The 24,069-nt window shown below is 64.6% G+C and carries 19 protein-coding genes and 2 pseudogenes; 18 read left to right on the forward strand and 3 right to left on the reverse strand.

Annotated elements, in window-relative coordinates:
• The first annotated feature begins 182 nt into the window (after positions 1-182).
• Both ACSKB9_RS33330 and ACSKB9_RS33335 read left to right on the forward strand, forming a co-directional pair.
• Complete coding sequence (locus ACSKB9_RS33330) at positions 183-641, forward strand: FKBP-type peptidyl-prolyl cis-trans isomerase (protein ID WP_143270760.1); 459 nt, start codon at positions 183-185, stop codon at positions 639-641.
• Positions 642-687: 46 nt separating this feature from the next.
• On the forward strand, positions 688-1,695 hold the full coding sequence (locus ACSKB9_RS33335; RefSeq protein ID WP_438078489.1) for a D-2-hydroxyacid dehydrogenase family protein: 1,008 nt from the start codon (positions 688-690) through the stop codon (positions 1,693-1,695).
• 57 nt (positions 1,696-1,752) lie between these two features.
• Here ACSKB9_RS33335 and ACSKB9_RS33340 read toward each other — a convergent pair whose 3' ends face one another.
• Entirely contained in the window at positions 1,753-1,956 is a 204-nt protein-coding gene (locus ACSKB9_RS33340) for a CsbD family protein (protein ID WP_225158610.1), read from the reverse strand.
• A gap of 146 nt (positions 1,957-2,102) precedes the next feature.
• Between ACSKB9_RS33340 and ACSKB9_RS33345 the strand changes: the two are divergent.
• Together ACSKB9_RS33345 and ACSKB9_RS33350 are read left to right on the forward strand one after the other, a co-directional pair.
• A pseudogene (locus ACSKB9_RS33345) lies at positions 2,103-2,620 on the forward strand (cupin domain-containing protein).
• Positions 2,621-2,695: 75 nt separating this feature from the next.
• Entirely contained in the window at positions 2,696-3,433 is a 738-nt protein-coding gene (locus tag ACSKB9_RS33350; protein ID WP_438078492.1) for an enoyl-CoA hydratase/isomerase family protein, read from the forward strand.
• Between the two features lie 113 nt (positions 3,434-3,546).
• On the opposite strand, the gene ACSKB9_RS33355 is transcribed toward ACSKB9_RS33350, so the two are convergent.
• Positions 3,547-5,073, reverse strand: coding sequence for an amidohydrolase family protein (locus tag ACSKB9_RS33355; protein WP_438078494.1), 1,527 nt, complete (start codon positions 5,071-5,073; stop codon positions 3,547-3,549).
• A 216-nt stretch (positions 5,074-5,289) separates the two neighbouring features.
• Here ACSKB9_RS33355 and ACSKB9_RS33360 point away from each other — a divergent pair, with 216 nt between their 5' ends.
• The 4 genes from ACSKB9_RS33360 (at position 5,290) to ACSKB9_RS33375 (ending at position 8,962) form a co-directional block, all read left to right on the forward strand.
• Positions 5,290-6,306, forward strand: a complete 1,017-nt coding sequence (locus tag ACSKB9_RS33360; protein ID WP_438078496.1) for an alpha/beta hydrolase — start codon at positions 5,290-5,292, stop codon at positions 6,304-6,306.
• 106 nt (positions 6,307-6,412) lie between these two features.
• The gene (locus tag ACSKB9_RS33365) at positions 6,413-6,850 is read left to right on the forward strand and encodes a VOC family protein (RefSeq protein WP_438078498.1); all 438 of its coding nucleotides are present in this window, start codon (positions 6,413-6,415) and stop codon (positions 6,848-6,850) included.
• Between the two features lie 29 nt (positions 6,851-6,879).
• Entirely contained in the window at positions 6,880-7,368 is a 489-nt protein-coding gene (locus ACSKB9_RS33370) for a VOC family protein (protein ID WP_438078500.1), read from the forward strand.
• 289 nt (positions 7,369-7,657) lie between these two features.
• Positions 7,658-8,962: a phospholipid carrier-dependent glycosyltransferase gene (locus ACSKB9_RS33375; protein WP_438078502.1), complete on the forward strand. Its 1,305-nt coding sequence runs from the start codon at positions 7,658-7,660 to the stop codon at positions 8,960-8,962.
• A 62-nt stretch (positions 8,963-9,024) separates the two neighbouring features.
• On the opposite strand, the gene ACSKB9_RS33380 is transcribed toward ACSKB9_RS33375, so the two are convergent.
• A complete protein-coding gene (locus ACSKB9_RS33380) occupies positions 9,025-9,657 on the reverse strand; it encodes an OmpA family protein (RefSeq protein WP_438078504.1) in 633 nt (210 codons plus the stop codon).
• 159 nt (positions 9,658-9,816) lie between these two features.
• On the opposite strand from ACSKB9_RS33380, the gene ACSKB9_RS33385 reads away from it, so the two are divergent.
• The 10 genes and pseudogenes from ACSKB9_RS33385 (at position 9,817) to ACSKB9_RS33430 (ending at position 24,069) form a co-directional block, all read left to right on the forward strand.
• Positions 9,817-10,059, forward strand: a complete 243-nt coding sequence (locus tag ACSKB9_RS33385; protein WP_438078506.1) for a hypothetical protein — start codon at positions 9,817-9,819, stop codon at positions 10,057-10,059.
• Positions 10,060-10,134: 75 nt separating this feature from the next.
• The gene (locus ACSKB9_RS33390; RefSeq protein ID WP_438078507.1) at positions 10,135-11,298 is read left to right on the forward strand and encodes a winged helix-turn-helix domain-containing protein; all 1,164 of its coding nucleotides are present in this window, start codon (positions 10,135-10,137) and stop codon (positions 11,296-11,298) included.
• Positions 11,299-11,537: 239 nt separating this feature from the next.
• On the forward strand, positions 11,538-12,863 hold the full coding sequence (locus ACSKB9_RS33395; protein ID WP_438078509.1) for an MFS transporter: 1,326 nt from the start codon (positions 11,538-11,540) through the stop codon (positions 12,861-12,863).
• Between the two features lie 143 nt (positions 12,864-13,006).
• Positions 13,007-14,113: an efflux RND transporter periplasmic adaptor subunit gene (locus ACSKB9_RS33400; RefSeq protein ID WP_438078511.1), complete on the forward strand. Its 1,107-nt coding sequence runs from the start codon at positions 13,007-13,009 to the stop codon at positions 14,111-14,113.
• Between the two features lie 55 nt (positions 14,114-14,168).
• Positions 14,169-17,306 (forward strand): annotated as a pseudogene (locus ACSKB9_RS33405) (efflux RND transporter permease subunit).
• Positions 17,307-17,327: 21 nt separating this feature from the next.
• Positions 17,328-17,936, forward strand: coding sequence for a TetR family transcriptional regulator (locus ACSKB9_RS33410; protein ID WP_438078513.1), 609 nt, complete (start codon positions 17,328-17,330; stop codon positions 17,934-17,936).
• 156 nt (positions 17,937-18,092) lie between these two features.
• Complete coding sequence (locus ACSKB9_RS33415) at positions 18,093-18,716, forward strand: flavin reductase family protein (RefSeq protein WP_438078515.1); 624 nt, start codon at positions 18,093-18,095, stop codon at positions 18,714-18,716.
• Positions 18,717-19,070: 354 nt separating this feature from the next.
• Positions 19,071-20,309: an SMP-30/gluconolactonase/LRE family protein gene (locus tag ACSKB9_RS33420; protein WP_438078517.1), complete on the forward strand. Its 1,239-nt coding sequence runs from the start codon at positions 19,071-19,073 to the stop codon at positions 20,307-20,309.
• Positions 20,310-20,518: 209 nt separating this feature from the next.
• Positions 20,519-22,786, forward strand: a complete 2,268-nt coding sequence (locus tag ACSKB9_RS33425; RefSeq protein WP_438078519.1) for an acyl-CoA dehydrogenase — start codon at positions 20,519-20,521, stop codon at positions 22,784-22,786.
• Positions 22,786-24,069, forward strand: a complete 1,284-nt coding sequence (locus ACSKB9_RS33430) for an acetyl-CoA C-acetyltransferase (protein WP_438078521.1) — start codon at positions 22,786-22,788, stop codon at positions 24,067-24,069. Before ACSKB9_RS33425 ends, ACSKB9_RS33430 begins: the two co-directional genes overlap by 1 nt.

Here is a 24,069-nt window from a genome sequence, read left to right on the forward strand (position 1 = left end):
GCGGCACCACCTACTCATAATCCGGCGGCGCAACTGATCGGCGATCTCATCGCAGGTGCGTCGTCGCCATTGCTTTGCGATTTGCGCTGGACCGCGACGGCGGCATGGCCGGTCATTGAAAAATGGCTAGGGATTCGACCCGCACTGGGCTAGAGACGGCCGTCCTTCACGAGAGGTGCAAGATGCGATCTTCCCGACGCACGATCATCAAGACTGCATTTGCCGGCCTTGCGGCGGCAGTCTCCACGTCCGTTGTCAGCGGGACGGCAACGGCCCAAACTGCAGGAAAGCCCATGACCACAGCTTCAGGCCTCCAGATCATCGACAGCAAGGTCGGCACCGGCGCCTCGCCGAAGACCGGCCAGACCTGCGTCATGCACTATACCGGCTGGCTCTACGAGAACGGCCAGAAGGGCAAGAAATTCGACTCCTCCGTCGATCGCAACGAGCCGTTCGAGTTTCCGATCGGCCAGGGTCACGTGATCAAGGGCTGGGACGAGGGCGTCGCCACCATGAAGGTCGGCGGCAAGCGCACCCTGATCATCCCGCCGAACCTCGGCTACGGCGCGCGCGGCGCCGGCGGCGTGATCCCGCCGAACGCCACGCTGTTGTTCGACGTCGAACTGCTTGGCGTCAAATAAGCCGATGGGCGTCAAGTAACCGGCCCACAGCAACAGGGGCGCAGCGATGAAGATTTCGATCCTCGACGATTATTTCGACACGCTGCGCACCCTCGATTGCTACCGCAAGCTCGACGGGTATGACGTCAAGATCTGGAACGATCATGTCCAGGACGTCGATGCGCTCGCCGAACGGCTGCGCGATACCGAAGCGCTGGTCCTGATCCGCGAGCGAACCCAGATCCGCACGCCGCTGCTCGAACGTCTGCCGAAGCTGAAGCTGATCAGCCAGCGCAGCGTCTATCCGCATATCGACATCGACACCTGCACGCGGCTCGGCATCATCGTGTCGTCGAGCCAGCATGCCGATACGCCGTCCTACGCCACCGCCGAGTTCACCTGGGGCATGATCCTTGCGGCGATGCGCGCGATCCCGCAACAGATGGCGGCGCTCAAGGCCGGCAAGTGGCAGATCGGCGTTGGCCATACGCTGCGCGGCAAGACGCTCGGCATCTATGGCTATGGTCGCATCGGCGCCGTGGTCGCGGGCTATGGCAAGGCGTTCGGCATGAACGTGCTGGTCTGGGCGCGCGAGCCGGCGATGGCGAAGGCGCGTGCCGACGGCTATGAGACATCAGCCAGCAAGGCGGATTTCTTTGCCCGCTGCGACGTGCTGTCGCTGCATATGCGCTTGGTCGACGCGACGCGCGGCATCGTCACGGCGGCAGATCTCGCGCAAATGAAACAGACCGCGCTGATCGTCAACACAAGCCGCGCGCCGCTGATCGAGCCCGGCGCGCTGGTCAATGCGTTGCGTGCCGGCCGGCCAGGCATGGCCGCGATCGACGTCTACGAGAAGGAGCCGCTGCGCGACACAGCGGACCCGCTGCTCAACATGGACAATGTGGTCTGCACGCCGCATCTCGGCTACGTCTCGCGCGACGAGTACGAAATCCAGTTCACCGACATCTTCGACCAGATATTGGCCTACGCGGCCGGCACGCCGACCAATGTCGTGAACCCGGATGTGCTGGCACATCCGGATGTGCTGGCGCATCCGCGCCCGCGCGGCTGAGCAGCGTCGTTCATGCTCGAACGGCCGGCTCGATGGGGCGGCCGTGCCATTTCTCATTCAGCGAGGCCAGTGAGCCGCTGAGGTCACCCTGCCGACGATCCTCTTGATGCCGCCGAGTGCCTTCTGTCCCTTGCCCTTGGCTTCCAGGATCGCGCCTCGGCCCTGCATCGCCGGAGAGCCGGTGACCTTGCCAAGACGCCGCTTGAACCTGCCGATCGCCTCGTTGGCCGTGCCCTTGATCCTATCGGTCGTGCTACCCATGAAATTACTCCTTCGGAATACGCTGAGGTAACGCGCCGGCACATGGTGATGTTCCGATTTGGCGATGTTCCGATTTTCCGCTCGCCTGCGCGGCTGCTTTTCGCTAGCGTTCCACGCACGAGATCAGGCCAACGAAAGCAAGAACGATGAGCGGTTCCCACGATCACACCCATTCCCACGATCATAACCATCACGACGACGAGCGCTGGAAGCACGACGGCGTCCGCGTGATTCCCGGCAACCAGCTCGATCCGAACGTGCCGTCGACCGCCGGCATGGACCGCAAGGCCGCGATCAATTTTGCCCGGGTCGGCGCGCAGAAATTGTGGGCGGGCACCGTCAGCATCAAGCCGGACGCCAAGACCGGCGCGCATCATCACGGCCATCTCGAAAGCATCATCTATGTCGTGAAGGGCAAGGCGCGGATGCGCTGGGCGAGAAGCTGCAGTTCACCGCCGAGGCCGGCCCCGGCGATTTCATCTTCGTGCCGCCCTACGTGCCGCATCAGGAGATCAATGCCAGCCGCGACGAGGTGCTGGAATGCGTGCTGGTGCGCTCCGACGGCGAGGCGGTTGCGATCAACCTCGACATCGAGCCGATCGAGAAGCCGGAGACCGTGCTGTGGGTCGACCCGGTGCACCGCCATCCCGACGAGAAGAAATAGCCGCGACATTTGCGTCGAGATTCCGGGTTCACGCTTCGCGTGCCCCGGAATGACAGTCCAGGGGAGGAGGCCAGCATGACGCTCGTGCGTTACGAGAGCGCCGACCACATCGCGACCATCACGATGGACCGCGTCTCCTCGCACAACGCGCTCAACAACGCGCTGTGCGAGGAGTTGCAGCAAGCCTGGCGGCGCTTTCGCGACAGCGACGACCGCGTCGCGGTGCTGGCCTCGGCCGAGGAGAAGTACTTCTGTGTCGGCGCTGACGTCCGGGATTTCCCCGCCAATATGTGGCAGGCGGTGCCCGGGCTCGGTGTCGAACTCGACAAGCCAGTGATCGCGGCGACGTCGGGCTGGGTGGTGGGCGGCGGCTTCGTTCTGGTGCAGATGGCCGACATCTGCGTCGCCTCGGAGACGACGCGGTTCGTCTATCCGGAAGCCAAGATCGGCACCACCGGCGGCGGCGTCTCCTCGGTGCTGGCGCGCATGCCGCACAAGATCGCGATGGAGTTCCTGCTCGTCGGCGAGGAGCTGTCGGCCGAACGGGCCTACCAGATCGGCTTCGTCAACCGCATCACGCCGCCGGGGCAGCACCTTGCGGCGGCGCTGGAGCTGGCGGCCAAGATCGCCGGCAACGCGCCGCTGGTGGTGCAGGCGCTCAAGAAGCTCGCCCGTGACGCGATGCCGAAGGGGCCGCTGGAGACGGTCGCGGAGGTGCGCCGGCAGCTCGACGCCATCAAGGACAGCGACGACCTCAAGGAAGGCGCCAGGGCGTTCAGCGAGAAGCGCAAGCCGAGATTTACGGGGAGGTGACGTCCTCATTCCGGGGCGACGCGGCAGCGTCGACCCTCAGATGCGCAATTGCGCATCGGGGAATCTCGAGATTCCGGGTTCTCGCTTCGCGAGCCCCGGAATGACGGTGGGACTTACGCAAACACCCGGTGATCGATCACACCGTTCGGCACCACATAGCCGTAACGCGTGTTCGACGGCTCTACGCCGGCCTTCTCGTACTGCGCCTTCATCGTCGCGAAGCGATCGCCCTTGAGGTCGAGCATCGCGCGCTTCGGCTGGATGTTGTAGAGCCGGGCGTTGTTGTCGCCGAAGATCGCCGTCTTGACCGGCCCGTCGGCGGGGCCGAGCGGCGCGTAACCGAACTTCCTCTGCATCATCTCGGGGATCTCCAGCCGCCGCAGGCCCTCGATCTGCCATTGCGGCGCGCCGGTCCATAGCGCATCGGTACCCCAGCAGACGTGGTCGACGCCGAGCCCCTTGATCAGGGTGCCCATCAGCGCGGCGCAGACATTGGGCTCGGCGACCAGTGTGGTCGCGAACAATTGTCCGACGTCGCCATAGACATTGTTGACGCCGTACTGCACCGGGATGTCGGCGAGATCCGAGGTCCAGGCGATGCGGCCGGTGCGCTCGAACTCGGCGAGCGCGACCTTCGGATCGCCGCCGACATGGCGATAGGCCGAGTGGTAGATGATGAAGTTGAGCTGCGGCCAGTCCTTGGCGGCCTTTCCGACATCGGCAACGTCGGCGAAGCCGCGCAGATTCGGATACTGCTTCTCTATCCCGGGCGGAAACAGTCCCTTGTGGACGCAGACGTTCTTGATGCCCGCCTTCACCATCTTCTCATAACCCTTGTAGGCGACCTTCTCGTCGTCAAGTCGCCAGGGGTAGCGACTGATCTCCTTGTGGGTGTTGTCGCCGATCGTGTAGCCCTTGCAGGATTCCGGCTTCAGCGCCAATGCGGCGTCGAGCTTGTCGAGCCAGCCGGGCTGCCCGGGCGTGAAGATGGCGTGGCAGAACACGCGCCGCGAGCCGGCCTCGTCGTTCATTTTCTTGCGCGCGTCGGCCATCTGCTCGTTGGTCAGGAACCAGTCCTGCTCGATATCCGACGGCGCCGAGGAGATCAGCGCGATCTTGGTGTCGGAATCGAGAAACATCTCCTTCTTGTAGTTGTCGAACTTGAGATCCTCGATGGTCTGCTCGTGATCGTTGAGCTCCTTGTTCCAGCCGGCCTTGCCGACCGCCTTGCGCATTTCCACAAAACCCATGATGCGGGTGTCGTCACGCAGGAAATGCGTGTGCATGTCCATGATGAACTGGTCTTTCAGGGAGTTGGCGCGCTCCTGCGCCATCGCAGGTGTCGCGGCCTCCGCCGGCGTCACGGCGAACAGCTCCCCGTAAACCTGGTTCATCGCGACGAAGGAGGCGGCCATGCCGGCTGCGGTCTGGAAGAATCTGCGGCGGTCGAGCCCTTGCTTGCCGCCGAGATCGTCGGCCATCGCGAGCAGCCGCGCCTCGACCTCGCGCTGACGTTCATTCTGCGGGTCGGGATAGAATTCGTCGCTGGAGACGATCTGGGTCGGGATCGGCGTCTGGTGCTGGCACAGTTCGGAGGGCATCAAGGCGGCAAGTTCTTCGTCGGTGAGATTGCTGCTCATTCTTCGCTCCCGCTTCTCGCCGGATTTTTCCGGTCGGATCGCCGCGGAGACTAGGACCAAGCCCGCCCGTCGTCCGCGCCGTTTGCCGGAAACCGCATTCACAAAATCGTGCATCCTATTTGCTGCCGTGAGAAGCCGGCGTCGCGCGGGCTGCTTTGCCCGCTGCTATGCTCGATCGCACCGGATCGGACGAAGAAATCCGGAAGGGAGCGAACCATGATGTCATCTGACCATTCGCGGCGCAGCATGATCAAAGGCATCGGCATTGCAACGGCCGCCGGCGTGCTCGGCGCAGCGCCGGGGCAAGCCGCGACCGCGGTTCCTGCCGAAGGAGAAATATGGAGCAATGAATACTGGGCGAAGAAGGGCGACATCCCCTTGTGGATGTTCCGCAAGCGGATCGGTGCGCCGAAGCCGGGCGAGCCGGCGCGGCCGGTGGTGTTCTTCGTCCACGGCTCGTCGGTGACATCACGGGTGTTCGACCTCACGGTGCCGGGCAAGGGCGAGTATTCGCTGCTGAACACATTTGCCCGCTACGGCTTCGACTGCTGGACCATGGACCATGAGAATTACGGCAAGTCCGGCCGCACCTCGGGCAATGCGGATATTGCGAGCGGCGTCGAGGATCTGAAGGCCGCGGTCGAGGTGATCGCGCGCGAGACCGGGCAGAGGCGATATCACTTCGTCGGCGAATCCTCCGGCGCGCTGCGGGCCGGTGCTTTCGCGATGGCCGCGCCCGAGCGCATCGACCGCCTGGTGTTCGCGGCCTTCACCTACAAGGGCGAGGGCTCGCCGACGCTGGCCAAGCGCGCCGAGCAGCTCGCCTATTATCGCAGCCACAACATGCGCAAGCGCGACCGCGACATGATCCGCTCAATCGCAACCCGCGACAGGCCCGGCACGTCGGACCCCGCCGTGGTCGAGCTGCTGGCCGATGTCGAGATGCAGTTCGGCGACCAGATCCCGACCGGCACCTACCTGGACATGACCGCCAATTTGCCGGTGGTGCATCCGGAGAAGGTGCTGGCGCCGGTGCTGCTGGTCCGCGGCGAATATGACGGCATCGCCGCGGTTCCGGACCTCGAGGAGTTCTTCAACAAGCTGCCGAACGGCGATCGGCAGTTCATCGTCCTGCCCGGCACCGCCCATTCGGTGGCGCTTGCCACCAATCGGGAGCTGTTCTGGCATGTGACGCGGGCATTCCTGACCATGCCGACACCGATTGTGACCTGACGTCACCCTGCGGCAGGACGCCGCAAGAAAAATCGGCGCGGCGATGTCGGGACGCGGCGAGGCGGTTCGTCCTCGGGGCACAACCCCGCGAAAAGGAGCGCCTTTCATGGCCAAGCCGACAATGATCTTCGTCAACCTGCCGGTCAGCAATCTCGCCCACGCGACCGCCTTCTATGAGGCGATCGGCGCGACCAAGAACGCGCAATTTTCCGACCACACCGCCTCCTGCATGGTGATCTCCGACACGATTCACGTCATGCTGCTGACGCACGACAAGTTCCGCGAATTCACCCCGAAGAAAATTGCTGACACCAAAACCACGAGCGAAGTGCTGATCTGCCTGTCCGCCGGCAGCCGCGACGCTGTCGACGGCTATGTCACCAAGGCAACGGGTGCGGGCGGCAACGCTGATCCATCTCCGAAGCAGGATTACGGCTTCATGTACGGCCGCAGCTTCGAGGATCCCGATGGTCACATCTGGGAGGTGATGTGGATGGACGTCGAGGCGGCGATGAAGGCGCAGTCCGCCGCGGCGACCGCCTGATCGCATCCCGTCATCACGAGGAGCTCAGCATGTCCAAGGTATCTCCCTGCCTGTGGTTCAACGGCGAGGCCGAGGAGGCCGCGAACTTGTACGTCTCGCTGCTGCCCGGTTCGCGGATCGAGACGGTCCAGAAGAATGTCATCGACAGCCCCGGCGGAAAGGCCGGCACGGTGCTGCTGGTCGAATTCACGCTCGCCGGTCAGCGCTTCATGGCGCTGAACGGCGGGATGACGATGGAGCATACCCACGCGGTCTCGTTCGCGATCGACTGTGTCGACCAAGCCGAAGTCGACCGCCTGTGGGACGCGTTGCTCGCGGCCGGCGGCACCGCCGAGCAGTGTGGCTGGCTGCGCGATCGCTACGGCGTCGCCTGGCAGATCGTGCCGGCGGCGGTCCGCCAATATCTCGGCGGGTCCGACGCCGCCGGTGCCGCGCGCGTGATGCAGGCCGTGCTCGGGATGATCAAGCTCGATATCGAAGGTCTGCGCCGGGCCTATGAGGGCAAGTCCGCAGCGTGAGATAGGGCTTCGCTGTCATCGCCCGGCTCGCCGCCTCCGCTAAAGCTTCGGTGCGCCAGGGATTCGTGGCCTCGTCGAAGCCTTGGCGTAGATGGCACCGGGCGATCCAGTATTCCAGAGATTTCGGTGCTCGGCCGATAGGCCGCGGCGTACTGGATGCCCCGCATGAAGCGGGGCATGACAGTATGGGCACGATGGTTCCGTCACATGGCCGTGGCGACGGATCGCGGATGCAGCTGATATCGTATAATTGTCGCAAGCTGCGTTCCCCTCGTACCGTGCTTGCCCTTTGAACATCGTATCCAAATCTCCTTCTGTTCCGCGAAGTCCCGCCGCGCGCGCGGCGATCGTCGCGGCGATCGTCTTCATCGTCGCCCATGTCGTGCTGCTGCTCGGGATCACCGCGCCAGACAAGCTCTATTTCGACGAGGTGCACTACGTGCCGGCGGCGCGGCAGATGCTGCTGCCGGTGCGCGAGGGCTCGATCCTCAACCCGATGCATCCGCCGCTCGCCAAGGAGATCATCGCCCTCTCGATCAAGGCGTTCGGCGACGTGCCGCTCGGATGGCGCTATCCCGCGGCGCTGTTCGGTGCGCTGGCACTGGTCGGCGTCTATCTCGGCGGGCTTGCGCTGTTCGCGTCGCAGCAACGCGCGATCGCAGCCGTGCTGCTCGCCTTCTTCAACCAGATGCTGTTCGTGCAGTCGCGGATCGCGATGCTGGATATTTTCGCGCTCGCCTTCAGCCTGTTCGCGATCGCGGCTTTGGTCCACGGCTTCAGGCAACAGCAGCCGCAACCCGCCTTTGCGCTGGCGGGGCTCTTCGCGGGGCTCGCCAGTGCCTGCAAATGGAGCGGGCTGTTCGTGCTCGCGACCTGCATCGCGATCGTCGCTGCGGTCTGCTTGATGCAGGGCTGGCGCACGCGCTTTGCCGACGCCAATGCGGAGGATTGGTATCAACCGGAGCTATGGCCGGATTTTCGTGTTCCGCACTTCATGGTCTGCTTCGTGCTGATCCCGGCGGCCGTCTATCTCGCGACCTTCGTGCCGCTCTACGGCCTCTCGTTCACGGATATCATCGAGGCGCAGCGCCGCATCTTTGCCGACAACACCACGGCCGCGATCGCGGGCCACACCTATATGAGCTCATGGCCGTCCTGGCCGTTCCTGCTGCGCCCGGTCTGGTACCTGTTCGAGAAGGTCGGCGATGACAAGTTCGCCGCGATCGTGCTCCTCGGCAACCCGCTGGTGCTGTGGCCGGCATTGATCGCGCTGATCATTGCGCTGCGCGACTGGATCGTCGGGCGCGGCCGTGATGCATTTCTCGTGCTGGCGTTCTACCTCGGCCCGTATCTTGCCTGGGCGCTGCTGCCGCGCACGCTCGGTTTCATCTATTACTATCTGCCGTCTGCGACCACGGCGAGCTTCGTGCTGGTCTACGCCTTGTCGCGCAAGGGTGCGCCGCGCTGGCTGCTGTGGGCGTTCGTTGCGGTTGGATGCGCAGGCTTTGTTGCGATGCTGCCGATCACGGCCGCTGTCATCGAGACGTCGATGGCGACGTTCAACCGCCTGATGCTGTTTCAGGGCTGGATATGACGGTCTTTGAAGTAGAGTGATCCGCCTGCCGGGCGTGGCAGGCGGATCGAGGCTGCGGGAGATTACTGCGAGGCGGTCTTGGTATCCATGTTGACGACCTGCACGCGTCGATTGGTCGGGTTCATCGGCGCGCTCGGGTCCTTCGGCCGGGTCTTGCCGTAGCCGACCGTCACGAGATCCGAGCCGTTCAGGCCGTAATGCTCGACCAGAAATTTCTTGATGGTGTCGGCGCGGCGCTCCGACAGGTCCTGATTATAGGCCTCGCCGCCGATCGCATCGGTATGGCCGGCGACGACGAAGGTCGAGCCCTTCATGCTCGCATCCGACAGCGCCTTGCCGAGCTCCTGCACCGCCTGCGTCGAGCCCTTGCTGATGTCGGCCGAGTTGTAGTCGAAGTGGATCTCCAGATCGATCTTCGGCTTGTTCGCCGCGATGTCGGCGATCTCCTGGCGTTCAACGCGCGACAACGAACGGGTCTGCCGGTTGCGGACGGTGTTGAGGAAGCTTGCCTCCTTGGCGGAAGCCGCGAGGTCGACCTGCGTGCCGGCGGAAAGGCCGCGGGTGGCCGACTTCGGCTTCAGCGCGTTGAGAATCTGTGCGGCCGGAACGGCCTCGCTGCCGGCCAGTGCGACGCCCGCCGTCATCGACAGCGCGGCGCCGATCGTCAGAAAAGACAAGGAAAAAGAGCGGGTCATGGTTTTCGTCCTCAAATGTCGGGCTAGCCAATCCGGCTTGCTGTCGTTTTGATGCTGGGAGAATAGGACCGGTTCAAAGCCGGGAATGTGATCTGGGTCACGGTCTGGGGTGCCGCCCTGCCTTGCGCCAGACACGGCGGGCGGGAGAGCGAGGACATCATGGCCCACGTCAATCGCGTCCTCCGCTCGATCAATGACGAAGCCGCCTTGCGCTGCGTCGATATCTTCCTTCGCCCGGACGGCACGATCGGCTTCGAGGAATATCGGCGGGACGTCGAGGATGGTCGCGGCTGGTTTCCGGTCGGCGGTCATTCGTCCCGCATCTTCCATGGAGAAAGCGCCGCGCTCGCGGCGGCGATCGGGGACGTTCCGTGGTTGCGGCGGGTCGTCGGATCGCCGTAGCCGCGAATGATGCGGAGCTGATTTCCGCCGCGCGGCTCTCCAAAGGGGCGCGAATCTCACTACATTGCTGGGGCAATGTCCCGCGCCGCCGAACCCCTTTCGTTGAACAATGCTGCCGCCCGCCATATCTGGCTGCGCGCGCAGCGGCTCGATACCCAGGTGCCGTTCGGCGAGGGGGCGCCAGCGGTGGCCGCCGCCGTCGATCATCTCGGCTATGTGCAGATCGACACCATCAACGTGATCGAGCGCTGCCATCACCACATCCTGTTCACCCGCATTCCGGACTACCGCCGCACCGACCTCAAGCAGGCGCAGAGCCGTGACAAGAGCGTGTTCGAGTACTGGACGCACGCGCTGTCCTACATTCCGTCCAAGGACATCGGCATCTTCCTGCCGGCGATGAAGGCGCACAAGCGCGAGGGCCACAAATGGTTCTCGTCGGTGACCCCGGCGGATACGCGCAAGGTGCTGCGGCTGCTCCGTGCCGGTCCGCTGACCATCCGCGACATCGATGACGACGTGCTGACCGAGAAGGAGCATCTCTGGCAGAGCCGCAAGCCCTCCAAGCGCGCGTTGCAGCTCGCCTTCTATGGCGGCGTGGTCACGATCAGCGAGCGCGCCGGCATGCTGAAGACCTATGAGCTGATGACCCGGCACTTCGGCTGGGACAAGCCGCCGAAGCCGGCCCCGGCCTCGGCCCGGACCGCCTATCTGCTCGACCGCGCGCTGCGCTCGCAGGGCATCGTCAGCCTGGATTCGATCTGCCATCTCGATGCGCCGAGCAAGAAGGCGGTGCGCAGCCTGATCGAGGCGCGCCTGCGCCGCAAGGAGCTGGTCCGGGTCGGGCTGGAAGGCGCCGGCAAGCAGGAGCATTGGGCGCGGCCCGAGGTGCTGGACGCGACCGGCGAGGGCGATCCCACCCTGGTTCACATCCTCTCGCCGTTCGATCCGCTGATCATCCAGCGCAAGCGCACCGAGCTGTTCTTCGGCTATGGCCACCGTTTCGAGGCCTATGTGCCGAAGGAGAAGCGCCTGTTCGGCTATTTCGCGCTGCCGGTGCTGGTCGGCGACGACATCGTCGCCGCCCTCGACCTCAAGACCGACCGGCAGAACAAGAAGCTCCTGATGCAGAAATGGAGCTGGGTCGGCAACGGCAAGAAGCAGGCGGCACGCAAGGAGCTGAAGCGGCGCATCGAGGAAGAGCTCGACCGCTTCGAGCGCTTCCAGCTCGCTGAATAGGGCTGGCTCTCCGTCATTGCGAGCCAACGGGTCGCGCGAACGCGCGCCCGATGACAGGCTCCGCGAAGCAATCCAACGCGCCACAAGCGGATAAGTGGATTGCTTCGCTTCGCTCGCAATGACCCCGTGGACAAAACGCACAGGGGTTTCCGTTTGCGCTGTGAGCTATGAGTTTTTGCCATTGCTCAAAGCGGAGCCAGCCAATAATCCTCACGGCAAGCAACACCCGGGGAAAGCTCATGAGCCAGACAGCAACCATCGCGCCCGATCGCGGCGCCCGCAGCGAGACCGAGACGTCGACGATCCGCGCGATCTCCTGGCGGCTGATCCCGTTCCTGATCCTGGCCTACTTCTTCTCCTATCTCGACCGCGTCAATCTCGGTTTCGCCGCGCTCACCATGAACAGCGAGCTGAAATTCTCGCCGGTGGTGTTCTCGTTCGGCGCCGGCATCTTCTTCATCGGCTATTTCATCTTCGAGGTGCCGAGCAACCTGGCGCTGGAGCGGTTCGGCGCCAGCAAGTGGATCGCCCGCATCATGGTGAGCTGGGGCATCCTCTCGGCGTTGATGGCGGCGGTCTATGACGAGCACAGCTTCTATGCGCTGCGCTTCCTCCTCGGGGTGGCCGAGGCCGGCTTCTTCCCCGGCATCATCCTCTATCTGACCTACTGGTACCCAGCCGAGTATCGTGCGCGCTTCCTCGCCGCCTTCGCGCTCGCGGTGCCGATCTCGACCGTGATCGGCGCGCCGATCTCCGGCCTGTTGCTCGGCCTCGACGGCGTGATGGGCTTGAAGGGCTGGCAGTGGCTGTTCGTCATCGAGGGCGTTCCCTCGGTGCTGCTCGGCATCGTCACCTGGTTCTATCTGACCGACCGGCCGGAGAAGGCCGATTGGCTCTCGGCCGAGCAGAAGGCGTGGCTCAAGGCGAAGCTCGACGCCGAGGTCGCGGCCAAGCAGGCGGCGAAGCATTTCACGCTGGGCGAGGCGCTGTCCTCGCCGAAGGTGCTGGCGCTCAGCGCGATCTATTTCGGTTTCGTCGCCTCGCTCTACGGCATGCAGTTCTGGCTGCCGCAGATCGTCAAGGCGTTCGGTCTCACCAACGCGCAGACCGGCTTCGTCACCGCGATTCCGTACGCATTCGGCACCGTCGCGATGATCCTGTGGGCGCGCCGTTCCGATGCTACGCGCGAGCGCGTGTTCCATGTCGGCGCGCCACTGCTGCTGACCGCGCTGGCGCTCGCCGTCTCCAGCTACATCACCGATCCGGTCATGACGATGGTGGTGCTGACGGTCGCCGCGATCGGCGTGTTCTGCACGTTCGCGGTGTTCTGGACGCTGCCGACCGCCTGGCTCTCCGGCACTGCCGCGGCCGGCGCGATCGCGCTGATCAACTCGATCGGCAACCTCGCCGGTTTCGGCGGGCCCTATCTGATCGGCTGGGTCAAGGAAGCCACCGGCAGCACGTCGACCGGCCTGCTTGTGCTGTCGCTGTTGCCGCTTGCCGCGGGCCTGCTGGTTTTCCTCGGCAGCCACGAGACCAAAACCGAGTTCGCCGGCGCGAAGTAGCGACGCATTTTCCGAGCTCCACATCGCAACTCTCGCGCCGCTTCCGACCCGTGCTCACGAATTGGTTATCACTGACGAATATTGACATTTATCAGTGATAAATCGATACTCTTCATCAGTCGTCAGCCCGATGGAGATTTCAGATGTTCGTTCGTTCCGTTTTCTCGAGCTATTACAGGCTCTTGACGGGAGCATCATTGGCTTTCGCGGTGTTCGCGCTGACCGGCTGCAACGAAAAGGCGGCCGAAAACGCCGATCCGGGGCGCCCCGTCTTGGTGGCGACCGTCCATTATGAAGCCGAAACCCCTGAGCGCAGCTTTGTCGGCACCATCAAGCCCCGTATCGAAGCCGATATGGGCTTTCGGGTTGCCGGCAAGGTGGCCAAGCGGCTGGTCGAGGTCGGACAGACAGTCGACGTCGACCAGCCCTTGGCCACCCTCGACGAGGTCGACCTGAAGCTGCAGGCCGAGCAGGCGGAGGCTGAATTCCGCGCCGCCACCGGCGTGCTGGCTCAGGCCGCGGCCGCCGAGCAGCGCGCCAAGGATCTGAAGGCCAAGGGCTGGACCACCGATGCGGCGCTCAATTCCGCCAAGGCCGCCGGCGACGAGGCCCGCGCCCGGCTGAACCGCGCCGAGCGTTCGGTCGAGCTGACCAGGAATTCCCTCTCTTATGCAACGCTGGTGGCCGACACCCGGGGTGTCGTCACAGCGACCATGATCGAGCCCGGCCAGGTGGTTGCCGCGGGCCAGGCTTCGATCCGTGTCGCCCGACTTGGCGAGAAGGAAGCTGTCGTCGCGATCCCAGAGACGCTTCTTGCTCGTGCCAGGTCGGGCGTAGCCACGGTGACGCTGTGGTCGGACGCCAAGAAGAGCTATGCCGCCAGGCTGCGCGAGGTCGCGCCGCAGGCCGATCCCGCCACCCGCACCTATCTCGCAAAATTCTCGCTGCCGGGCGCCGACGAGGCGGTTTCGCTCGGCATGACCGCGACGCTGACGCTGGCCGACAAGGCGAGCGAGCGCGTCGCCAAGTTGCCGCTGTCGGCGCTGTACAGCCAGGGCGGCGATCCCTCGCTCTACATCGTCGACGACAAGGGCGACATCGCGCTGAAGCCGGTCAAGGTGAAGGCCTATGAGAGCAACAACGTCGTCATCTCCGGCGGCGTCGACGATGGCGCCAAGGTGGTCGCCCTCGGTGTGCAGAAACTCGATCCGAGCCAGAAGGTGCGGGTCGTGTCGTCGCTGTCGTTCTAACCCTCGCATAGCAGCGGAAACGGTTCTGGGACTGGTCTAGAACTTGGAGAGTTCGATGAAGCGCTTCAACCTTTCAGCCTGGGCGGTCGGCCATCCGACGCTGGTCCTGTTCCTGATGATCATCCTCGCCGCCGCGGGCTTCTTCTCCTACGAGAAGCTCGGCCGCGCCGAGGATCCGTTCTTCACCGTCAAGGTGGTGAACGTCTCGGTGATGTGGCCGGGCGCGACCTCGCAGGAAATGCAGATGCAGGTCGCCGATCCCATTGAGAAGAAACTGCAGGAGCTGCCGTTCTTCGACAAGGTGCAGACCTATTCCAAGCCGGGCTTCACGGCGATGCAGGTCTCCTTCAAGGATTCGACTTCGCCGAAGGACGTGCCCTATCTCTTTTATCTGTTGCGCAAGAAGCTGGTCGATGTGCAGGGCGAGCTGCCCTCCGGCATCCTCGGTCCCGTCGTCAACGACGAATTCTCCGACGTCGATTCGATCCTCTATATGATGACCGGCGACGGCGCCAATTATGCGCAGCTCAAAAAGGTCGCGGAGGGTTTTCGCCAGCGCCTGCTGAAGGTGCCCGGCGTGACCAAGATCGATCTCTACGGCACCCAGGACGAGCGTATCTTCGTCGAGTTCTCGCATGCCAAGCTGGCGACGCTCGGCATCACGCCGCAGGCGCTGTTCGAACTCGCTCGCCAAGCAGAATAACGTCACCCCGGCCGGTACCGTCGAGAGCTCATCGCAGCGCGTGCCGCTGCGCGTCACCGGCGCGCTTGACGGCGTCAAGGCGGTTGCCGAGACGCCGGTCGAGAGCAACGGCCGCGTGTTCCGGCTCGGCGATATCGCGACCGTCTCTCACGGCTATGTCGATCCGCCGAGCTTCGTGGTGCGTCAGGAAGGCAAGCCGGCGCTCGGCATCGGCGTCGTCACCGCCAAGGGCGCCAACATCCTCGAGCTCGGCAAGGAGGTCCAGAAGGCGACCGCCGAGTTCCTGAAGGCGGTGCCGCAGGCGTCGATGTCCAGCAGATCGCCGACCAGCCCAAGGTGGTCGAGCACGCCGTCGGCGAGTTCGTGCACTCCTTCGTCGAGGCGCTCGCGATCGTGCTGTTCGTCTCCTTTGTCGCGCTCGGCTGGCGCACCGGCATCGTAGTCGCGCTGTCGGTGCCGCTGGTGCTCGGCATCGTCTTCATCGTGATGAACGCAATGTCGCTCGACCTGCACCGCATCACGCTCGGCGCGCTGATCATTGCGCTCGGCCTTCTGGTCGACGACGCCATTATCGCGGTCGAGATGATGGTGGTGAAGATGGAGCAGGGCTGGGACCGCATGAAGGCGGCGTCCTTTGCCTGGGAATCCACCGCGTTTCCGATGCTCACGGGGACGCTGGTCACGGCCGCTGGCTTCCTCCCCATCGGCTTTGCCAATTCGGCGGTCGGCGAATATGCCGGCGGCATCTTCTGGATCGTGGCGATCTCGCTGGTCGCGTCCTGGTTCGTCGCGGTGATCTTCACGCCCTATATCGGCGTCAAGCTGTTGCCCAACATCAAGGTGCACCAGAACCACGATCCGCACGCGATCTACGAGACGCGGATGTATCGCGGCCTGCGCAGCGTGGTGCAGTGGTGCGTCGATCACCGCATCAAGGTGGTGGCGGCGACCGTCGGCGTCTTCGTTGCCTCCATCGTTGCGTTCGGCCACGTCCAGCAGCAGTTCTTCCCGCTGTCGGAGCGGCCCGAGCTGTTCCTGCAGCTGCGTCTGCCCGAGGGCACCGCCTTCAACGTCACCGAGAAGGCGGTGAAGCAGGCCGAAGGGCTGCTGAAGGGCGATGACGATATCCAGACCTACACCGCCTATGTCGGCCAGGGCTCGCCGCGCTTCTGGCTCGGCCTCAACCCGCAGCTGCCGAACGAGGCCTTTGCCGAGATCGTGATCCTCGCCAAGAACGTCGAGGCGCGCGAGCGCGTCAAGGCCAAGATCGAGCAGGCCGCCGCCGACGGCGCTTTGAACGAGGCACGGGTCCGGGTCGACCGCTTCAATTTCGGTCCGCCGGTCGGCTTCCCGGTCCAGTTCCGCGTGATCGGCCCCGATGCCAACAAGGTGCGCGACATCGCCTACCAGGTGCGCGACGTCATGCGCCAGAACAAGAACGTCAAGGACGTCCAGCTCGACTGGAACGAGCAGTCGCCCTACCTGAAGCTCGCCGTCGACCAGGATCGGGCGCGTGCGCTCGGCCTGACCCCGCAGGACGTCTCGCAGGCGCTGGCGATGCTGATCTCGGGCGCGCCGGTCACCACGATCCGCGACGGCATCGAGAAGGTCGGCGTGGTCGCCCGCGCGGTGCCGTCCGAGCGGCTCGATCTCGGCCGCGTCGGCGATCTCACCATCACCACGCGCAACGGCGTCGCCGTCCCGCTGCAGCAGATTGCCAAGATCGAATATGCGCATGAGGAGCCGATCCTGTGGCGGCGCAACCGCGACATGGCGATCACCGTGCGCTCCGACGTCGTCGACGGCGTGCAGGCGCCCGACGTCACCAACCAGATCTCGCCGAAGCTGAAGGACATCCAGGCCCATCTCGAGCCGGCTTACCGGATCGAGCCGGGCGGGGCGTTCGAGGAATCCGCCAAGGGCAATGCGTCGATCTTCATCCTCTTCCCCGTGATGGTGATGGTGATGCTGACGCTGCTGATGATCCAGCTGCAGAGCTTCTCGCGCTTGTTCCTGGTGTTCCTGACCGCGCCGCTCGGCATCGTCGGCGCCTCGCTGGGGCTGAACGTCGCCAACCAGCCGTTCGGCTTCGTGGCGCTGCTCGGCCTGATCGCGCTCGCCGGCATGATCATGCGCAACGCGGTGATTCTGGTCGATCAGATCGAGAGCGACGTGGCGTCCGGCCTGACCCGGCGCGAGGCGATCGTCGAAGCCACCGTCCGGCGCGCCCGGCCGGTGGTGCTGACGGCCCTGGCCGCCATCCTCGCCATGATCCCGCTGTCGCGCTCGGCGTTCTGGGGCCCGATGGCGATCACCATCATGGGCGGTTTGTTTGTTGCGACTTTCCTGACCTTGCTGTATCTGCCGGGCCTTTACGCCCTCTGGTTCCGCAAGACCCTCGAGGAAAGCGGCTCAGAGCAAACCGATACTGCGCCGCAGCATGCCGGCGATGCGCAACGCGCATTTCCGCTTGCTGAAGCGGCCGAATAATTGAAGATTGAGCAGGCCAACATGACACTGATCTCGGAACATAGCGAAACCGACACCCGCGAGCGGATTCTCGTGGTGGCGGAGCGCTTGTTCCGGCAGATCGGGTATCAGAAGACGACGGTCGCCGACATCGCCAAAGAGCTGCGGATGAGCCCCGCCAACGTGTACCGCTTCTTCGATTCGAAGAAGTCGATCCACGAAGGCGTGGCGCGCGGCCTGATGGGCGAGGTCGAGATCGAGGCACAGCGCATTGCGCGATCCGAGGGGCCGGCCGCGACGCGCTTGCGTGAGATGATGACGACCATCAATCGCATGAACACCGAGCGCTATGTCGGCAATTCCAAGCTGCACGAGATGGTCGAAATCGCGATGCAGGAGGACTGGGGGGTCTGCGTTGCGCATATGGAGTTGATCGCCCGCATCATCGGCGAGGTGATCGCGCAAGGTGCGGCCTCGGGCGAGTTCGAGGTCAGGGACCTGGAGGTTGCCTCGCTGTGCGCCTGCACCGCGATGATGCGGTTCTTCCACCCGCAGATGATCGCCCAATGCGCCACCAAGCCGGGCCCGACCATCGACCAGATGATCGATTTCGTCATCGCCGGCCTGTCGCCGCGCGCGCGCGCCAATTGAGCGCCAGGGCTGACATTTTCGTCAGTTAACTCCTTTCTCATTCCGGGGCGATGCGTAAGCATCGAACCCCAATGCGCAATCGCGCATTGTGGAATCTCGAGATTCCGGTTCTGGTCCTTCGGACCATCCCGGAATGACAAAGAGAGAGATTCAGCTGTGACCGCCAAAGACCTGCATTTCTACGAGCCGAAGAACGGCCACGGCCTGAAGCACGACCCGTTCAACGCCATCGTGGCGCCGCGGCCGATCGGCTGGATCTCCTCGCGCGACAAAAGCGGCAACGTCAACCTCGCGCCCTACAGCTTCTTCAACGCCTTCTGCTACGTGCCGCCGATCATCGGCTTCTCCTCCACCAACTGGAAGGACAGCGTCGCCAACATCCAGGACACCGGCGAGTTCGTCTGGAATCTGGCGACGATGGATCTCGCCAGGCACATGAACGCGACCGCGGCGCATGTCGCGCGCGATGTCGACGAGTTCAGGCTCGCGGGCCTCACGCAGGTCGCCGGCAAGCTCGTCAACGTGCCGCGGGTCGCCGAAAGCCCGGTGTCGTTCGAATGCAAAGTCAGCCAGATCGTCCAGCTCCAGGGCGCCGACGGCAAGAAGGCCGAGGCGTGGCTGACGCTCGGCGAGGTCGTCGCCGTCCACATCGACAAGGCCTTCATCAAGGACGGCGTCTACCAGACCGGTCTCGCGCACCCGATCGTCCGCGCCGGCCGCCGCGGCGACTACTTCGAGATCAAGCCGGAAAACATGTTCGAGATGATCCGGCCGGATTGAGTGCTGCTCTATCCTCCCTCTCCCCGTTCTTCACGGGGTCGAGACGAGCGAAGCTCGCTCTTAGAGGGTAGGGTGAGGGGCTGCTTCCACCAGTTATGATGGTCGTGAGACCTGTACCCCCTCACCCGAAATTCAAGCTGCGCTTGAATTTCGACCTCTCCCCGCAAGCGGGGCGAGGTAAGAGACGTTGCTCCGCTGCGGATTCGTGCGCTCCGCAACGACGGCCCGCACCACAACAATGTGAAATTTCCGCGCGCGGGGATGAAAAACCGTCACTCGCAACCTCTCCGAGAGCAGTCTAACCTCCACCCGCCAGGCCGGATCAACGGCCGGCCAACAGAGTGGGAGGATGCGATGACACGCCACGAGCGGAGCGATCCGAACGAAGAACAACGCGATCCGAATGTTTCACGGCGCACGCTGGTTCAGGGACTGGCGGTTTCCGCCGCCGCCGTCGCGGGCATCGGCAGCGCGCTGGCCCAGAACGCGCCCGCGCCGGTCGGGCCGCCGACGACGATCACCAGCCCGCCGCGCGACTTCAGTCCGCGCGGTGCGCCGACCACCTATTTCTGGGACCCCGACATCATCGCGGTCGATCCGTCCTTCAACGACCTTGCCCAGCCCAACACCTCGATCAAGCGCCTCTATACCGGCCTGTTGTCGGCGGACGGCCCGGCCTGGAGTTCGCAGGGCCGCTATCTGCTGTGGAGCGACATCCCGAACAACCGGCAGATGCGCTGGTCGGAAGATGACGGCCATGTCAGCGTCTTCCGCACGCCGTCGAACTACTCGAACGGCAATTCGTTCGACTTCCAGGGCCGCCAGCTGTCCTGCGAACATCTCACCCGCCGCGTGACGCGCTACGAGAATGACGGCACCGCGACCGTGCTCGCGGATTCCTATCAAGGCAAGCGGCTGAACTCGCCGAACGACGTCGTCGCGCATCCCGACGGCAGCTACTGGTTCACCGATCCGCCCTATGGCAGCCAGCTCTATGAAGGCGAGCCTGATGCCGCGGGCGGCCCGGGCAATCCGGCCGGCAAGCTCAATCCCCGGATCGGCCAGCCGGCGGGCTTCGTGCCGGCCAAGCGCGAACTGCCGACCAATTGCTATCGCATCGACCCGTCCGGCCGCGTCGATCTCGTGGTCAGCGAGGACCAGGTGCCGGATCCGAACGGCCTCTGCTTCTCGCCCGACTACAAGAAGCTCTACGTGGTCTCGACCGGCAAGGGACCGGGCGATAGCGGCCCTGGCGGTAAGGGCGACGTTTTCGTGTTCGATATCGGCGCCGACAACAAGCTTTCCAACGGCAAGCGGTTCAGCGATTTCACGATCGACGGCGTGAAGTGCGGACCGGACGGCATCCGCTGCGACGTCAACGGCAATGTCTGGTGCTCGAGCAATGCCGGTCGCGCGGTCGGTTACAGCGGCGTGACGGTGTGGTCGCCGGAAGGCAAGCTGCTCGGCCGCATCCGGCTGCCCGAGGTCTGCGGCAACATCACCTTCGGTGGTCCCAAGCGCAACCGTCTGTTCATGGCCGCAAGCCAGTCGCTCTACGCGGTCTATACCGCAACCCAGGGAGCGGCCGCCTAGCTCGTCCTGCATGGGGATGGCGTCTGCGCCATCCCCGGCTACCTGATTGTCGCAGCTCAGCTTTCGGAACTGAACGCGTGGCCTGCCGTTAACAGAATGGCGCCTGGGCCGCGTCAATTTCGCTTTATCTGCGAAGCGAAGTGTTCACCGGTGAACGGCACTTTCCGATAAGATCACCCATCCGCGCCGCCGTTTCATGAGGATCCGCCATGAGCTTCCGCCGCGACTATATGACAAAACCGATCTTCTCCTGGGCGCGCGGCGTGCTGCCGACGATGTCGGACACCGAGCGCGAGGCGCTGGAAGCCGGCGACGTCTGGTGGGACGCCGATCTATTCACCGGCAACCCCGACTGGTCGAAATTGCTGGCGTTCGCGCCGGCCAGATTGACCGAGGAAGAGCAAGCCTTCCTGCACGGTCCGGTCGACGAGCTCTGCAGGATGCTCGACGAGTGGAAGATCAACTGGGAATGGCGCGATCTGCCGCCCGAGGTCTGGGCCTTCATCAAGGCCAAAAAATTCTTCGGCATGATCATCCCGAAGGAATTCGGCGGTCTCGGCTTCTCGCCCTACGCGCATTCCGAAGTGGTGCGCAAGATCTCGTCGCGCTCGCTGACCGCGGCCGTCACCGTGATGGTGCCGAACTCGCTCGGGCCGGGTGAACTCTTGATGCGCTTCGGCACCAAGGAGCAGCAGGACAAATGGCTGCCGCGCCTCGCCTCCGGCCAGGACATTCCCTGCTTCGGCCTGACCAGCCCGGAGGCCGGCTCGGACGCCGCCTCGATGATCGACACCGGCATCATCTGCAAGGGCAATTTCGAAGGCCGCGAGGTGCTCGGCTTGAGGCTCAACTGGCACAAGCGCTACATCACGCTCGGCCCGGTCGCGACGCTGCTCGGCCTTGCCTTCAAGGCCTATGATCCCGATCACCTCGTCGGCAGCGAGGAGGAGCTCGGCATCACCGTCGCGCTGATCCCGACGCATCTGCCCGGCGTCTCGATCGGCCACCGCCATCTGCCGGCGATGCAGGTGTTCCAGAACGGCCCGAACTGGGGCAAGGACGTCTTCATCCCGCTCGACTACATCATCGGCGGGCAGGAGCGGCTCGGTCAGGGCTGGAAGATGCTGATGACGGCGCTCGCCGCCGGCCGCGGCATCTCGCTGCCGTCGTTGTCGGCCGCCGGCGCTGCCTATGCCGCGCGCACCACCGGCGCCTATGCCCGCATCCGCGAGCAGTTCGGCATCTCGATCTCGAAATTCGAAGGCATCGAGGAGCCGCTCGCGCGGATTGCCGGCACGGCCTATCTGCTCGACGCCGCGCGGCGGCTGACCTGCGCGGCACTGAATGAGGGGCATCATCCCGCCGTCATCTCCGGGATCATGAAGCTGCACGCCACCGAGCGGATGCGGATCGCGATCGACGACGCCATGGACATCCATGGCGGCAAGGCCGTGATCGACGGGCCGCAGAATTATCTCGGCGGGCTCTACCGCTCGGTGCCGGTCGGCATCACGGTCGAGGGCGCCAACATCCTGACCCGTAATCTGATCGTGTTCGGGCAGGGCGCGATCCGCGCGCATCCCTATCTGTTGCAGGAGATGAACGCGCTCGGCGAGACCGACCGCGACAAGGGCCTGACCGCGTTCGACACCGCGTTCTGGAAACATATCGGCCACAGCTTTGCGACCATGTTCCGCGCCTGGGGCCGCAGCTGGAGTTTCGGCTTGTTCGCGCCGGCACCGGATGCCGGCGATGCGACCGAGTTCTATCGCCAGCTGTCGCGCTATTCGTCGGCATTCGCGCTGTGCGCCGACATGGCGTTGCTCACCCTCGGCGGCGCGCTGAAGCGCAAGGAGATGCTCTCCGCGCGCTTCGGCGACATCCTGTCCGAACTGTATTTGCTCTCCGCCGCGCTCAAGCGCTGGCAGGACGAGGGCCGGCAGAAGGAGGATCTTCCCGCGCTCGAATGGTGCATGGCATCCGGCTTCAAGACCATCGAGAACCGCTTTGCGGAAATCTTCGCCAATCTGCCGAACCGCCCGGTGGCGTGGCTGCTGAAATTCCTGATCCAGCCGTTCGGCGCCCGCGTCACCGGCCCGTCCGATCGCGTCGTGCAGCAATGCGCGCAGCTCGTGCTGTCGCCGTCGGCTGCGCGCGATCGCCTGACGCCGGACCTCGCCTTTGTCGAGGATGACGGCGGCATCGCGCGGCTGGAGAAGGCCTTCCGCCTCGTCACCGAGGCCGAGGACGCCGCCAAGCAGTTGCGCGCGGCTTGCCTCCATGACTGGAGGGAGGCGGTCAAGAAGGGCGTCATCGCCGAGGCCGACGGCGGGAAGCTCGCCGCTGCCCACGAGGCCGTCGCCAAAGTCATCGAGGTCGATGATTTTGCGCCGGAGGCGCTGTCCCCGATTTACAAGAAATCCGCCGACGTGCATCAGTTCTTCCAGGAGCTTGGTGAGCAGAGGGCGGCGAGCTGATGGCGCGACCAGTCTTTATTGTCGACGGCAGCCGGACGCCGTTCCTGAAGGCGCGCTCCGGTCCCGGCCCGTTCACCCCGGTCGATCTTGCCGTACAATGCGGTCGGCCGCTGCTGGCACGGCAGCCTTTCGCGCCCACCGCCTTCGACCAGGTCATCCTCGGCTGCGTCAACGTGATCGCCGACGAGATGAACCCGGCGCGCGTTGCGGCTCTCAGGCTCGGCATGGGCGAGCAGATGGTCGCCTTCACGGTGCAGATCAATTGCGGCTCCGGCATGCAGTCGATCGACACCGGCTATCGCTACATCCGCGAGGGCATCTCCGACCTGATCCTCGCCGGCGGTGCCGAAGCCTTGAGCCACGCGCCGCTGGTCTGGCCCAATTCCGGCGTACGCTGGTTTGCCGGCTTCGCCGGCGCCAAGGGGCTAGGTGCCAAGATCGCCGCGGCGCTGAAGGTGAAGCCGAGCTACTTCAAGCCGATCATCGGCCTCGAGCGCGGGCTGACCGACCCGATCACCGAGCTCAACATGGGGCAGACCGCCGAGAAGGTCGGTCATCTCTTCGGCATTACGCGCGCGCAGTCTGATGCGTATGCCGCCGAGAGCCATCAGCGGCTGGCCAACGCGCAGCAGCAGGGCTTTCTCAAGGGCGAGGTCGAGACCGCGTTCTCCCGCGACGGCAAGTTCTTCGACCATGACGACGGCGTCCGACCGAACTCGACGCCCGAGACGCTCGCAAAGCTGAAGCCGGTGTTCGAGCGTCCGTGGGGCCAGGTCACCGCCGGCAATTCCTCGCAGATCACCGACGGCGCCTCCTGGGTGATCCTGGCGTCGGAGAAGGCGGTGGCCAAGCACGGGCTGACGCCGAAGGCCGTCATCCTCGACAGCCAATGGTCGGCGCTTGATCCCTCGATCATGGGCTTCGGCCCGGTGCTCTCGGCGAGCGCGCTGCTCAAGCGCAATAGCCTGACCTTGCAGGATGTCGAGACCTGGGAGCTGAACGAGGCCTTCGCCACCCAGGTGCTGGGCTGCCTCGCGGCATGGAACGACGAAAAATTCTGCCGCGAGATCCTTGGGCTCGATGGCGCGGCCGGCGAGATCGACCGCGCGAAGTTGAACGTCGACGGCGGCGCGATCAGCCTCGGCCATCCGGTCGGCACCAGCGGCAACCGCATCGTGCTACATCTGGTCAATGCGATGAAGCGGCTCGGCACCAGGCGCGGCGTCGCCACCGAATGCATCGGTGGCGGGCAGGGCGGCGCGATGTTGATAGAGACGGTGTGA

Origin of the sequence: Bradyrhizobium sp. BR 1433, assembly GCF_051547665.1 — a bacterium.
Lineage (GTDB): Bacteria > Pseudomonadota > Alphaproteobacteria > Rhizobiales > Xanthobacteraceae > Bradyrhizobium > Bradyrhizobium australafricanum.